At 37.3% G+C, this 14156-nt stretch carries 14 protein-coding genes and 1 other annotated feature; all 14 genes read left to right on the forward strand.

Translation table 11 applies throughout. The features are described 5' to 3' along the window. Positions 1 to 10 precede the first annotated feature (10 nt). The 14 genes from recD2 to mtnN all read left to right on the forward strand — a co-directional run bounded on the left by recD2 (position 11) and on the right by mtnN (position 13939). Complete coding sequence (gene recD2 / locus MHH98_RS05900) at positions 11 to 2470, forward strand: SF1B family DNA helicase RecD2 (protein ID WP_340712284.1); 2460 nt, start codon at positions 11 to 13, stop codon at positions 2468 to 2470. Positions 2471 to 2561: 91 nt separating this feature from the next. Then, positions 2562 to 2776: a binding site (T-box leader), on the forward strand. Between the two features lie 44 nt (positions 2777 to 2820). Further along, the gene (alaS, locus tag MHH98_RS05905; RefSeq protein WP_038187272.1) at positions 2821 to 5448 is read left to right on the forward strand and encodes an alanine--tRNA ligase; all 2628 of its coding nucleotides are present in this window, start codon (positions 2821 to 2823) and stop codon (positions 5446 to 5448) included. Positions 5449 to 5527: 79 nt separating this feature from the next. Further along, positions 5528 to 5794: an IreB family regulatory phosphoprotein gene (locus MHH98_RS05910; protein ID WP_038187270.1), complete on the forward strand. Its 267-nt coding sequence runs from the start codon at positions 5528 to 5530 to the stop codon at positions 5792 to 5794. A gap of 2 nt (positions 5795 to 5796) precedes the next feature. Continuing rightward, positions 5797 to 6210 carry a Holliday junction resolvase RuvX gene (gene ruvX / locus MHH98_RS05915; protein ID WP_038187267.1) on the forward strand — a complete coding sequence of 138 codons (414 nt, stop codon included), beginning with the start codon at positions 5797 to 5799 and terminating at the stop codon, positions 6208 to 6210. Between the two features lie 18 nt (positions 6211 to 6228). Continuing rightward, a complete protein-coding gene (locus MHH98_RS05920; protein WP_038187264.1) occupies positions 6229 to 6525 on the forward strand; it encodes a DUF1292 domain-containing protein in 297 nt (98 codons plus the stop codon). A 28-nt stretch (positions 6526 to 6553) separates the two neighbouring features. Beyond that, complete coding sequence (locus tag MHH98_RS05925; protein WP_038187247.1) at positions 6554 to 6847, forward strand: DUF1292 domain-containing protein; 294 nt, start codon at positions 6554 to 6556, stop codon at positions 6845 to 6847. An 89-nt stretch (positions 6848 to 6936) separates the two neighbouring features. Further along, the gene (mltG, locus tag MHH98_RS05930; RefSeq protein ID WP_179078244.1) at positions 6937 to 8055 is read left to right on the forward strand and encodes an endolytic transglycosylase MltG; all 1119 of its coding nucleotides are present in this window, start codon (positions 6937 to 6939) and stop codon (positions 8053 to 8055) included. 89 nt (positions 8056 to 8144) lie between these two features. Further along, positions 8145 to 8777 (forward strand): O-methyltransferase, encoded by a 633-nt coding sequence (locus MHH98_RS05935; protein WP_038187244.1) that lies wholly within the window; start codon positions 8145 to 8147, stop codon positions 8775 to 8777. A gap of 6 nt (positions 8778 to 8783) precedes the next feature. Next, complete coding sequence (locus tag MHH98_RS05940; RefSeq protein ID WP_340712285.1) at positions 8784 to 9713, forward strand: peptidase U32 family protein; 930 nt, start codon at positions 8784 to 8786, stop codon at positions 9711 to 9713. A gap of 17 nt (positions 9714 to 9730) precedes the next feature. Beyond that, positions 9731 to 11005: a peptidase U32 family protein gene (locus MHH98_RS05945; RefSeq protein WP_038187239.1), complete on the forward strand. Its 1275-nt coding sequence runs from the start codon at positions 9731 to 9733 to the stop codon at positions 11003 to 11005. Further along, a complete protein-coding gene (udk, locus tag MHH98_RS05950) occupies positions 11005 to 11643 on the forward strand; it encodes a uridine kinase (RefSeq protein ID WP_038187236.1) in 639 nt (212 codons plus the stop codon). Before MHH98_RS05945 ends, udk begins: the two co-directional genes overlap by 1 nt. A gap of 110 nt (positions 11644 to 11753) precedes the next feature. Then, positions 11754 to 12230 (forward strand): transcription elongation factor GreA, encoded by a 477-nt coding sequence (gene greA, locus MHH98_RS05955; protein WP_038187233.1) that lies wholly within the window; start codon positions 11754 to 11756, stop codon positions 12228 to 12230. Between the two features lie 108 nt (positions 12231 to 12338). After that, positions 12339 to 13145, forward strand: a complete 807-nt coding sequence (locus tag MHH98_RS05960) for a YrrS family protein (RefSeq protein ID WP_076064903.1) — start codon at positions 12339 to 12341, stop codon at positions 13143 to 13145. A 101-nt stretch (positions 13146 to 13246) separates the two neighbouring features. Continuing rightward, positions 13247 to 13939: a 5'-methylthioadenosine/S-adenosylhomocysteine nucleosidase gene (gene mtnN / locus MHH98_RS05965; RefSeq protein WP_340712286.1), complete on the forward strand. Its 693-nt coding sequence runs from the start codon at positions 13247 to 13249 to the stop codon at positions 13937 to 13939. Positions 13940 to 14156: the final 217 nt, after the last annotated feature.

A 14156-nucleotide genomic window follows, 5' to 3' on the forward strand; every position in this document is an offset into this window, starting at 1 on the left:
GGGGACAGCGTTGACTGAAAATGTATCATTGTTTCAAGAAGAACAGCTATTTATAGTCGGTCGGCCTGTCGTCTCTATCTTCCATAATCCTCAGAATTTATTTTCCATCATTAAGTTGAAAATTCAAGAAACGAATACAACATATCAAGAAAAAGAAATTATCGTGACAGGTTTTTTTCCGTCTGTCGTTCAAGAAACGTTGTATCGTTTTACTGGACAATTGAAACAGCATCCTAAATACGGCATACAATTTCAAGCTAATACTTTTGTTAAAGAGATTCCTGGTACTGAACAAGGTGTCGTACATTACTTATCGAGTGATTTATTCCCAGGAATAGGTCATAAAACGGCTGAGACAATCGTTAAAAAGCTAGGAAAAGACGCCATTAAAATTATTATCAATAATCCAGATGCGCTTGATGAAATTCCAAGACTTACAGAAGATAAAAAAGAGACATTACGCTCCGTACTAGAGCAAAATCTAGGGTTGGATCGTATTATGATCCAATTAAATGACTGGGGCTTTGGCCCACAACTAGCAGTGCGTATATACCAAATGTATGAAAATGAAACAATTCAACTGTTAACAGAAAATCCTTACAGACTTATTGAAGAAGTTGAAGGTGTAGGTTTTCAACGTGCAGATGAATTAGGGGCTAAACTACATATTACAGGGGATCATCCAGATCGTATTAAAGCTGCAGTGTTACACCTTTTAAATGCTGGTGCTTTGTCAGAGGGACATGTATATATGGAAGCGAAGGATATTTTGCCACAAGCGAAAAGCCTACTTGAAATGAGTCAGGCATATGAAATTCCTTTTGAGGCGATTTCAAAAGCCTGTATCGAACTTCGTGAGGATAATAAAATTTGTGGTGAAGAAACACGACTCTATATGCCATCTCTGTATTTTTCTGAGATTGGTATTGCTTCAAAAATTACAGAGTTAGTTCAAAAAAATGCTGAACAATCCGCGTTCCCTACATCTGAAATCCGAAAATTCATCGGTGATGCTGAGGAACGTTTTGGTGTTTCATACGCAGAAACGCAAGTGGACGCCATTGAGAAGGCGATTAACTCAGCGGTTATGATATTAACAGGTGGACCTGGTACAGGGAAAACGACGGTAGTTCGGGGAATTGTAGACGTTTATGCAGAGCTTCATGGCTTAACTTTGAATCCAAAAGACTATGTAGAAAAAGACGAGCCTTTTCCAATCGTGTTAGTGGCACCAACAGGAAGAGCTGCAAAACGTCTTAGTGAATCAACTGAATTACCGGCGATGACTATCCACCGTTTACTTGGCTTCACGGGGCAAGAAAAGGAAGAGGAAACGGAGAAGGAAGTTGGAGGGCGGCTCATCATAGTTGACGAAATGTCGATGGTTGATACTTGGCTCGCTCACCAGTTGTTGAAATCGTTGAACGATGATTGCCAAGTTATTTTTGTTGGTGACCAAGATCAATTACCACCTGTAGGTCCTGGACAAGTGCTAAAAGATTTACTCGCTTCTAAAGCAATTCCAACTGTTGAGTTAACAGATGTTTATAGACAAGCGGACGGATCATCTATTATTGAACTTGCCCATCAAATGAAAAAAGGCGAGATGCCGCAAAATATGCTTGCTAAAACATCCGATCGGTCTTTTATCCAAGCTAGCTCCGACCAAGTAGCTGATGTCATCAAACAAGTCGTATCAAGTGCTGTGAAAAAAGGTTTCTCCATTCATGATGTGCAAATTTTAGCACCTATGTATAGAGGTCCTGCAGGTATTGATGCTATTAATAAAATGATTCAAGAACTTGTTAATCCGAAGAAAACTGAAAAGAGTAAGGAAATAACATTTGGTGATGTGACGTATCGTATTGGAGATAAAATTTTACAGCTTGTCAATCAACCAAATAGCAATGTCTTTAACGGTGATATGGGGGAAGTAATTAGCATTATCAAAGCGAATGAGACAATTGAGAAACAAGACTTACTTGTAGCTTCATATGATGGCATTGAAGTAACTTATCAACGCGGTGATTTGAATCAGATCACTCTTGCTTACTGTTGTTCAATTCATAAATCACAAGGCAGTGAATTCCAAACAGTTATTATGCCAGTAGTACGTGGTTATTCTAAAATGTTGCGTAAAAACTTGTTGTATACAGGAATTACGAGGGCAAAAAACTTCCTCATACTTTGTGGTGAAATTGATGTGTTTAAATATGGTATGCTAAGAACAGATGATCTTCAAAGAAACACTACTTTAGCACAGCGCCTTCAAATAGAAGAAGTACTAGAAGCGGTTAAAGATTCTGTTGAGCCAGAATTGACGCAAGTGTCAGAATCAACTTTCATACCACAAGAAGTGCAACTATCCATGGAATCTCAATCTCTGAATACTGAAAATTATTTAGATATTCACCCATTAATCGGCATGAAGGGAATTAGTCCTTATGATTTTATTGAAGAAGAGATTTGACAGATACAAAGACCTTTTTTAAAATAAGATTGAGTCGATATTTGAAGACAATCGTGTTTTCGAATATTTATAACTAACAATATATATATCGCTTAAAACTACGAAGGATAAAAGTACATTATGTAATGTGCACAGAAAGAGGTTCCTAGGCTGCAAGAACCTTCACAAAACATTTTGGAAAGCTCATCCCGAGTACAGCTAATCCCTGTCGTTTGCCGCGTTAAGGCTTAATGAAGAGACAATAGACGCAAGACCGGTCTATTGTAACTAGGGTGGTACCGCGAATTTTCAACCTTCGTCCCTTTTATAGTGGATGAAGGTTTTTTATTGTCTAAAGGAGGAATAAGCAAATGCAAACAGCAGCAGAAATTCGTCGTAAATATATTGAGTTCTTTGAAGAAAAAGGACATAAACAAGAGCCAAGTGCACCACTTGTGCCTATTAATGACCCATCATTATTATGGATAAACTCAGGAGTAGCAACATTAAAGAAATACTTTGATGGACGTGTTATTCCTGACAATCCACGTATCGTAAATGCACAAAAGTCTATCCGGACAAACGATATCGAAAACGTGGGTAAAACAGCACGTCACCATACATTCTTTGAAATGTTAGGAAACTTCTCTATCGGTGATTACTTCAAAAAAGAAGCTATCCACTATGCTTGGGAGTTCTTAACTGATGCAAAATGGATGGGCTTTGAACCTGAAAAACTTTCAATTACTATTCACCCTGAAGATACTGAAGCATATACAATCTGGAAAGATGAAATCGGCATTCCTGAGGAGCGCTTAATTCGTCTTGAAGGAAACTTCTGGGATATCGGTGAAGGTCCAAGTGGTCCAAACTCAGAAATTTTCTATGACCGTGGAGAATCATACGGTGCAGACGAATCAGACCCTGAACTATATCCAGGTGGAGAAAATGAACGTTACTTAGAAATCTGGAATCTTGTATTCTCAGAGTTCAACCATAATCCTGATGGCACATACACACCGCTACCAAAACAAAATATTGATACTGGTATGGGGCTAGAACGTATGGCTTCGGTTGTACAAAATGTACCGACAAACTTTGATACGGATTTATTTATACCAATTATCGAGCATACAGAACGTATTTCTGGTGAAAAATATCATGTTGATGTAAACAAAGATGAAGCGTTTAAAGTAATCGCTGATCATATTCGTACAGTAGCATTTGCTATAGGTGATGGAGCACTTCCATCAAACGAAGGACGTGGTTATGTATTACGTCGCTTACTACGCCGTGCCGTTCGTTACGCAAAACAATTAGGTATCGAAAAACCATTCATGTATAATTTAGTACCAACTGTGGGCGAAATTATGGTGGACTTCTATCCAGAAGTAAAAGAAAAACAAGATTTCATCCAACGTGTTATTAAAAATGAGGAAGTTCGTTTCCACGAAACATTAGACGGTGGTTTAGCTATTTTTAATGAAGTAGTTGAAACACAAAAAGCTGCAAACTCAACTATCGTGCCAGGTAAAGACGCTTTCCGCCTTTATGATACTTATGGTTTCCCTGTTGAATTAACAGAAGAATATGCTGAAGAAGTAAATATGACTGTAGACCACGAAGGTTTTGAAAAAGAGATGGAAGCACAACGTAACCGTGCTCGCGCAGCTCGTCAAGACGTCGATTCAATGCATGTTCAATCTGAGGTATTAGCTAATTTAAACCAAGAAAGTACATTTGTTGGTTATGAAACATTAACAACTCATTCAAAAGTAGTTGCAATAGTAGCAAATGGACAAGAAGTGAAAGAAGCTTCTGAAGGTGAAGAAGTTCTAGTTATTCTTTCGGAAACGCCATTTTATGCAGAGTCAGGTGGTCAAATTGCTGACCTTGGTACGATCTCAAATGACTCATTCACTGCTTCAATTAAAGATGTACAAAAATCACCGAACGGTCAAAATTTGCATACAGTTATTGTAGAAACTGGAGAAATGCATATTGAAGATGCTGTTCATGCAGTTGTGAATCGCGATGCGCGCAATCAAACGATTAAAAACCATACAGCGACTCACCTTTTACAACGTGCATTAAAAGACACATTAGGTGATCATGTAAACCAAGCAGGTTCTTATGTAGGACCAGATCGTTTACGTTTTGACTTCTCTCACTTCGGTCAAGTAACAAAAGAAGAGTTAGAAACAATTGAGCAAATTGTGAACGAAAAAATTTGGGACGATATCGCTGTTATTATTGAAAACAAAGCAATCGATGAAGCAAAAGCAATGGGTGCAATGGCTTTATTCGGTGAAAAATATGGTGATGTAGTTCGTGTTGTACAAGTGGGTGACTATTCATTAGAACTTTGCGGTGGTATTCACGTAGACCGTACATCACAAATTGGTTTCTTTAAAATTGTTTCTGAGAGCGGAATTGGAGCAGGTACTCGTCGTCTTGAAGCCGTAACAGGTAAAGCAGCTTTCGTTGCAGCAAAAGAAGAGCAACATATTCTAGAGCAAGCAGCTGCACTATTAAAAGCTAATCCAAAAGATCTAGTTGCTCGTGTTGAAGGTTTACAACATGATTACAAAGAACAACAACGCGAAAATGCAGCACTATCTTCTAAAATTGCAAACGCTCAAGCGTCTAACATTTTATCTGCTGCAAAAGAAATCGGTGAAGTCACAGTTCTTGCTACTAAAGTAGAAGCAAAAGACAACAATCAATTACGACAACTAATGGATGATCTAAAAGAAAAAATGACGAACAGCGTTATTGTTTTAGGTGCAACTGAAGGCGATAAAGTAATGCTTATTGCAGGTGTTACAAAAGACATAGCTGGTGGGAACTATCACGCTGGAAATATCGTTAAACAAGTAGCAGAACAATGCGGTGGTAAAGGTGGCGGTCGCCCAGATATGGCGATGGCTGGGGCAAAAGATGGCTCTAAACTTGCAGAAGCGCTTGAATCTGTTTATGATTATGTAAAATCTATTTAAAAGGTAGCTCTAATACGTTATACTTACTATGAATAGAAGATTTTTTATACTTTCAAAAACTTAAAGTGAGGTGCTGAGCATGAGTTCGTTCGATCAAACGATGAAATTTAATTTTCCCGAAGAATCTATGGAACAAGAAGTAAAGCAAACTATGCTTCATGTTCATGCGGCACTAGAAGAAAAAGGGTATAATCCGATTAATCAGATTGTTGGTTACCTGCTGTCAGGTGATCCGGCATATATTCCTCGTCATCAAGAGGCTCGTAACAAAATTCGCAAGCTTGAGCGTGACGAAATACTAGAAGAACTTGTGAAGTTCTACATTAAAAAGAATAACGAGGCATAATGATGAGAATAATGGGTTTAGATGTTGGTTCTAAAACAGTTGGAGTAGCAATTAGTGATGCACTAGGTTGGACTGCTCAAGGAATTGAAACTGTAAAAATCGACGAAGAAAACGAAGAATTTGGTATTGACCGAATTCGTGAACTTGTCCAATCATATGGAGTAACGGAATTCGTTGTTGGATTCCCCAAAAATATGAACAATACTGTCGGCCCTAGAGGAGAAGCTTCTCAACGCTATAAAGAGCTGTTAGAGGATACCTTCTCTTTAAAGGTAACATTATGGGATGAGCGTCTAACAACGATGGCTGCGGAGCGCTTGCTGATTGAAGCAGATGTCCGTCGCAAGGATCGAAAAAAAGTTATTGATAAGATGGCTGCGGTTATGATCCTTCAAGGGTATTTAGACCGAAAATAATTATGAGGTGAATATATTATGACAAACGAAAACGAACAAGAACAACGCAATATCACAGTGGTAGATGAAGAGGGCAACGAACAATTGTGTGAAGTACTTCATACATTTGACTCAGAAGAATTCGGTAAATCTTACGTACTTTACTACGTAATTGGTACTGAAGATGAAGAAGGCGAAGTAGAAATCTTTGCATCAGCATTCACACCTTCTGAAGATGGTCAAGACGGTGAATTAGCACCAATCGAAACTGAAGCTGAATGGGATTTAATCGAGCAAGTTGTAAATGAGCTTGATGAAGATATCGACGCTGAATAATTTTTAATTTAAACAAGAGGTGAAAAGCATGTCAAATGAACAAGAACACGATCACAAACATATCCATCTAATCGATGAAGAAGGCAACGAACACACATATGCCGTGCTTTATGAATTTTCAGTAGATGCTACTGAACAATCATACGTTCTTTATTATGAAGAGGGCGTTGCAGAAGGTGAACAAGTAGAAGTTTTCGCTGCTAAAACTATATTATCAGAAGACGGTGAACTTGAATCGATTGAAGAAATTGAAACAGATGAAGAGTGGGATATGGTTGAAGAAGTATTGAACACGCTTGACGCTGAATTCGGTGAAGAGTAATCTGTAAGCCTTTATGAAAGCGGAATGGTTTTTTTCATTCCGCTTTTTATTTATGATAATAGTTTAGATAGGTAATAGGAGGACAGCTAGTGGACCAGGAATCTCAAAAAAAAGCAATGTTAGAGAAAATGAAAGAACATAAAAAAGAAGTAAAAACCGTTCGGAAAATTGTTTTCATTATTGCTTTAATCGTTATTATTGTTACAGCCATAATTGGTACGAGCGTGTATTTTTATGTATCTAGTGCATTAAAACCTGTTGATCCTGATTCTAACAAGACAGTGAAGGTTGAAGTGCCAATTGGTTCTAATCTCGATTCTATCGCTACCACGCTTGAGAAAAAGAACATCATTAAAGATGCTAAAGTTTTTAAATACTACACAAAGTTTAAAAATGAATCAGAGTTCCAAGCAGGGTCGTATAAATTAACAAAATCAATGACAATCGATGAAATTATTCAAAGTTTGAAAACAGGTAAGGTATATCGTCAGCCAGCTTTCTCTCTTATCATTCCAGAAGGCTTGACAATAGATCAAATTGGTAATCGCGTTGCTAAAAGTACACAGTACTCATCAGATGAATTTATGAAGCTTGTAACAAGCAAATCTTTCGTTAAGAAGATGAAAGCTAAGTATCCAGAACTGATTACGAAAAAAGTAAGTAACAAAAAGATTCGTTACGCGTTAGAAGGATATTTATATCCAGCGACCTACGCATTCTTTGAAGAAGAACCTACTTTAGAAGAAATTGTAGATCAAATGATTGCTCAAACAAATACGGTTGTAACGCAATATAGTGAACAGTTAAAAGAAAAAGGTATGTCTGTTCATGAATTTTTAACATTTGCTTCATTACTTGAACGTGAAGCTACTGCTAAAACTGACCGAGAAACAATCGCAAGTGTTTTCAATAACCGACTTGAAGCGGGTATGCCTTTACAAACAGACCCGACAGTTTTGTATGCATTAGGTGAGCATAAGGATCGTGTCTTATATAAAGACTTAGAGGTAGATAATCCTTATAACACTTATAAAGTGAAGGGATTACCACCAGGACCGATAGCCAATGCAGGTAAAGAATCATTAGATGCGGCAATTAGCCCTGCTGAAACGCCATACTTGTATTTCTTAGCGGATAAAAATGGTATCAATCATTTCGCTGAAAAGTACGAAGAACATCTAAAGAATGTTGACAAATATATTAAGTAACAAACTGTAGAAGAAAAGCACTACTCGCTTTTCTTCTATTTTCATGATAATATAAAGTGTATTTTTGATACTTAAGGAGCTATGAAAGTATGAACATTTCGGATTCATATATTCAAACCTTCATCCAACCAAGATCAGAATTGCTAATGGAAATGGAACGCTTCGCTGAAGAGAACCATGTACCAATTATGCAATTACCTGCAATCGAGATATTGCTTCAAATGCTGCGTATACAACAGCCATCATCTATATTAGAAATAGGGTCAGCCATTGGCTATTCCGCTATTCGTATGGCAGAGACATTACCACAATGCCAGGTTGTGACGATTGAACGTGATGCCCTACGCATTCAACATGCAAAACAATTTATCGCACAATCGGTTGCTAAAGAGAATATTGAGTTACTTGAAGGGGATGCGTTAGAAGTGGATGTGGAAAGTAATCATCCAACTTTTGATGCTGTTTTTATTGATGCGGCAAAAGGTCAGTACCAACGCTTTTTCGACAAATATAGTCCCCTAGTTCGTTCTGGCGGTATACTATATATCGATAATATGTACATGCATGGCCTATCAGATTTAGATATGAAAGAAGTACCAAGACGAAAAAGAACGATGATCCGTAACCTACATCATTTTGCAGACTGGATTATTAATCATCCTGATTACAAATCCACATTCTTCCCAGTAGGGGACGGTTTATTGATATGTATAAAGAGGTGACCATTCATGAAGAAACCTGAATTACTCGTTACACCACAATCTGTTGAGCATGTTGAAGCACTCATCCAAGCTGGAGCGGATGCTTTTTTAATAGGTGAACAACAATTCGGTCTACGTTTAGCAGGTGAATTTTCAATAGAACAAGTAGCTGCAGCAACTGAGAAAATTCATGCAGCAGGAAAAAAAGTATATGTAGCGATGAATGCTATTTTCCATAATGACAGAGTAGACGCACTTGCACCATATATGCGAAAATTAGCGGAAATTGGCGTAGATGCAATCGTTTTTGGCGATCCTGCTATGATTATTGCGCGACGTGAAGCAGAAGTGACGATTCCGCTACAATGGAGTCCGGAAACTATTGCAACAAACTGGTTCCAAGCTGACTATTGGGGCAAACGTGGAGCAACGCGTACAGTTTTAGCTCGAGAGTTAAGCATGGATGAAGTAATTGAAATTAAAGAAAACACAAAATTTGAAATCGAAGTACAAGTTCATGGTATGACTTGTATGTTCCAATCAAAACGTTCATTACTGGGTAACTATTTCTTATATCAAGATAAAGCAATGGAAGTTGAAAACCGTAAAGAAAATCGTAATATGTTTTTACATGATGACGAACGTAATAACAAATATCCAATTTATGAAGATTTAAATGGTACGCACATTTTCAGTCCGAATGATTTATGTATTATTGATGAATTAGATGAGTTATTTGAAGCGGGAATTGATTCATTTAAAATTGAAGGTGTGCTACAATCACCTGAATATGTTGTTACTGTGACAAAATGTTACCGTAAAGCAATCGATGCTTATGCGGAATCAGCTGACAGTTATTTCGATATTAAAAATGACTTATTAGCAAAAATTGAAGAAATTCAACCAACAATTCGTCCATTAGATACTGGATTCTACTTTAAGGAAACAGTCTATTAAGAAAGGAGAGGTTCACTTTGACAATAATACAAAATGATCGCATCAGCGAAATCATTGATGGCAAAAGAGTCATCGTGCGAAAACCTGAATTATTGGCACCAGCAGGTAGCTTAGAGAAATTAAAAATAGCTGTACACTACGGTGCAGATGCTGTTTTCATCGGCGGACGCGAATTTGGTTTACGTTCAAATGCAGGCAACTTCTCCATTGACGAAATGCGTGAAGGTGTTGAATTTGCAAAGAAATATGGCGCTAAAATTTATGTCACAACAAATATCTTTGCTCATAATGAAAACATGGACGGTCTTGAAGAATACTTACGTGACCTGGAATCAGCAGGTATTACAGGTATCATCGTGGCAGATCCACTCATTATTGAAACATGTCGTGAAGTGGCACCAAAGATTGAAATTCATTTAAGTACACAGCAATCTCTATCCAACTGGAAGGCAGTACAGTATTGGAAAGAAGAAGGTTTACACCGAGTTGTATTGGCTCGTGAAACAAGTGCTGAGGAAATCAAACTTATGAAAGAAAAAGTGGATATCGAAATCGAGTCGTTCGTTCATGGTGCGATGTGTATCGCCTATAGTGGACGTTGTGTGTTATCTAACCATATGACAGCACGGGATTCTAACCGCGGTGGTTGTTGTCAATCATGCCGTTGGGATTATGACTTATATGAAGTAGAAGATGGCGTTGAAAAACCATTATTTACTGAAGACGATGAAGCATTTGCCATGAGTCCAAAAGACTTAAAACTAATCGAATCTATTCCTAAAATTATTGAGCTTGGTATCGATTCATTAAAAGTAGAAGGTCGTATGAAATCCATTCATTACGTAGCAACCGTTGTAAGCGTATATCGTAAAGTTATGGACGCATACTGTGCAGACCCAGATAACTTCAAAATCGATAAAGCTTGGTTAGAAGAATTAGATAAATGTGCAAATCGTGAAACGGCCTCATCTTTCTTTGAAGGAGAGCCAAGTTACGAGCAACAAATGTTTGGAGAGCATGGTAAACAAACGAAATATGATTTCGTCGGTATGGTGCTTGATTATGATAAAGAAACAAAAATGGTTACATTGCAACAACGTAACTTCTTCAAACCAGGTGAAGAAGTGGAATTTTTCGGTCCTGAAATTGAAAATTTCCGAGTAACACTAGATGAAGTTTGGGATGAGGACGGCAATGCACTAGACGCAGCACGTCATCCGTTACAAATTGTTCGCTTTAAATGTGAACAAGAATTATTCCCACATAATATGATGCGTAAGGAGACCCGATAATGAGTAAAAAACGTCCTGTTGTAATTGGGATTGCCGGTGGTTCGGGTTCAGGTAAAACGAGTGTTACACATGCTATCCATGATGTATTTAAAGAACACTCAGTTGTTGTTATTGAACAAGACTATTATTATAAAGATCAAAGTCATTTAGAGTTTGAGCAACGTTTATCTACAAACTATGATCATCCAAATGCCTTTGACACAGATTTATTAATTGAAGATGTCAAACGTCTTTTAAATAGACAAGCTATAGAAAAACCAGTGTATGACTATGCTCTACATACACGTGCAAAAGAAACAATTCACATCGAACCACAGGATGTAATTATTTTAGAAGGAATTTTAGTTTTAGAAGATGAACGTCTACGTGATTTAATGGATATTAAATTATTTGTGGATACTGATTCTGACTTACGTATTATCCGTCGAATAGTTCGTGATATAAATGAGCGTGGCCGCTCAATCGATTCTGTCGTTGACCAATACTTATCTGTTGTTCGTCCAATGCACAATCAATTCATCGAACCTACAAAACGATATGCTGATATTATCATCCCTGAGGGTGGTCAAAATGAAGTGGCAATCGATTTAATGGTTACAAAAATTAAAACAATTCTTGAATCTGAAACTATTGTGTAATATGATATTTATGGATTGGCAATATTTTCATAAAAACTATGTCGCATTCTTTTCATAGAAGCGGCATAGTATTTTTATTAAGTAGTGAATTATCTAAGGAGTGAAATACTTTGTCAAATGAAAAACAATACCCAATGACAACAGCGGGTAAACAGAAATTACAAGATGAACTAGAGTACTTAATCTCAACGAAACGTAAAGAAGTAGTAGAGCGTATTAAAATAGCTCGTAGTTTCGGTGACCTTTCTGAAAACTCTGAGTATGATGCAGCGAAGGATGAACAAGGATTTGTTGAAGGTCGTATTACGATTCTTGAAGCAATGATTCGTAATGCTGTTATCATCACAGAAGACCAATTAAGTAATGACTTTGTTGCAATTGGTAAAACGGTTACATTTTTAGAACTTCCAGATGGCGATGAAGAAACTTACACAATCGTAGGTTCAGCAGAAGCAGATCCTATCGAAGGTCTTATTTCAAATGACTCACCAATTGCTAAAGGTCTTCTAGGCCGTAAAGTTGGAGAAGAGTTAAAAGTTACTACGCCTGGTGGAGACATGGACGTACGTATCATCACAATCAAATAAAATGATTATGCAAAAAGGCTTATTCTAAATGGATAAGCTTTTTTTGTTTGGGACAATGAAACAATTCGTGTTACTCTATAATAGAGATTTTATATAGGGGGAATCAAAATGGCTGAGACGAAACGTCGATACAACCCACAACCTAATCGACCACAAGATAAAAAGAAAAAAATGGATAAATTATTAAATGGACTAATAGGAGTCGTTGTACTACTTATACTTGTAGTAGCGACTATGATAATACTAGGTGACAAATCCGACGACAAAGACACTGCAAAAGAGACGGATAAAATACAGCAAGAAAAACCTGTTATTAAACAACCTGCAGAAGAAGAGGAAGATGAGTCAGACGAACCGGAAGAACCGGAAGAACCAACTGAAACGGAAGAACCAACTGAAACGGAAGACAATGACGAAGAGAATAATAATGTAGATGATACTACTAGTACGGAAGAAGATACAGAGAGTAATAACTCAGTAGATCAAACACAAACTGATAGTAGCACTTCTACAGATAACAACTCAAATTCATCAGAAGATAAAACAAATAGCTCAACAGCGAAAAAAGAAGATTCGGATGATCCTATTGTCAAAGAAGTCATCAAAGACTCTAACTGGAAACCAACTGCTACAGCTCAAAAGGAATCAGGTGCACAGCATAATTCTAGTTACGATTCTAATTCAATAGACTGGAAAGAGAAGGTCACAACACTGGCTTCAACAACTGGTCTAAATGAAGATGATATGATTGTTTGGTTTATTAAAAATGGTGGGAGTCCAGATACGGCAATAGGGACTGTTTCTTCAAAGGATAAAAAAGATAAGTACCGTGTGTATATGAAATGGGTAAAAAACAAAGGATGGAAACCAACGAAAATGGAAGTTCTAAAGACTTTACCAAGTGCAAATCAATAAACTCTTTTAAGAAAATGAAAAGGCGTCATCCTCGTTCTTGACGGATGGACGCCTTTTGTTTTATGTTTAAAGAAGTGTCGAAAAAAGAAAGGCGGAGAAATATGAAAATCGCAGTTATTGGTGCAATGGAAGAGGAAGTAGAACTTCTACGTGCAACTCTTGAAAATACAACTTCAACAACAATCGCAAATAGTGAATATACAACAGGTACATATAAAGGGCATGATGTTATTTTACTTAAAAGTGGAATTGGTAAAGTCAATGCAGGGATGTCTACGACAATTTTGTTACACCAATTTAAACCTGATGTTGTGATTAACACAGGTTCAGCAGGTGGCTTTGATGAGAACTTAGAAGTTGGAGCTGTTGTTATCTCTGATGAGGTACGTCATCATGATGTAGATGCTACTATCTTCGGTTATGAAATGGGTCAAGTACCACAAATGCCTGCTGCTTTTAAATCGGATGAGATGCTACGTGAAGTAGCTGAGGAAGTCGTAGCAGAGCTTGGAGAGCATCAATTTGCAACTGGGCTTATTTCAACAGGAGATTCATTTATGAACGATCCTGAACGTGTAGCGCTTGTTAGAAGCCATTTCCCACAAATGAAGGCTGCTGAAATGGAAGCGGCAGCAGTAGCGCAAGTATGTCATCAATTCGGTACACCATTCGTCGTTATTCGAGCGTTATCTGATATTGCAGGTAAAGAATCGAATATTAGTTTTGAGGAATTCTTACCAGTGGCTGCAAAACATTCAACTGAAATCGTTTTACGTGTTATTGAAAAACTTTAATGTTCACAATTACGCCTATTATTTGACAGAAGTTGTTCATATATCATCTGATCTAAATAACATCCTAATGGTAAAATAGTTGTAGGGATGCTACACATTAATCTAGGGATGTTAGGGGGACTTGGCATGGTATTTTTAATGGCAGGAGCAATGGCGATTACAGCAATTGCTAGTTTAATTATTACAGCTGAAACAACTGACTAACTTAAATAACTAG

Source organism: Viridibacillus sp. FSL H8-0110, from assembly GCF_038003565.1.
GTDB classification, from domain to species: domain Bacteria; phylum Bacillota; class Bacilli; order Bacillales_A; family Planococcaceae; genus Viridibacillus; species Viridibacillus arenosi.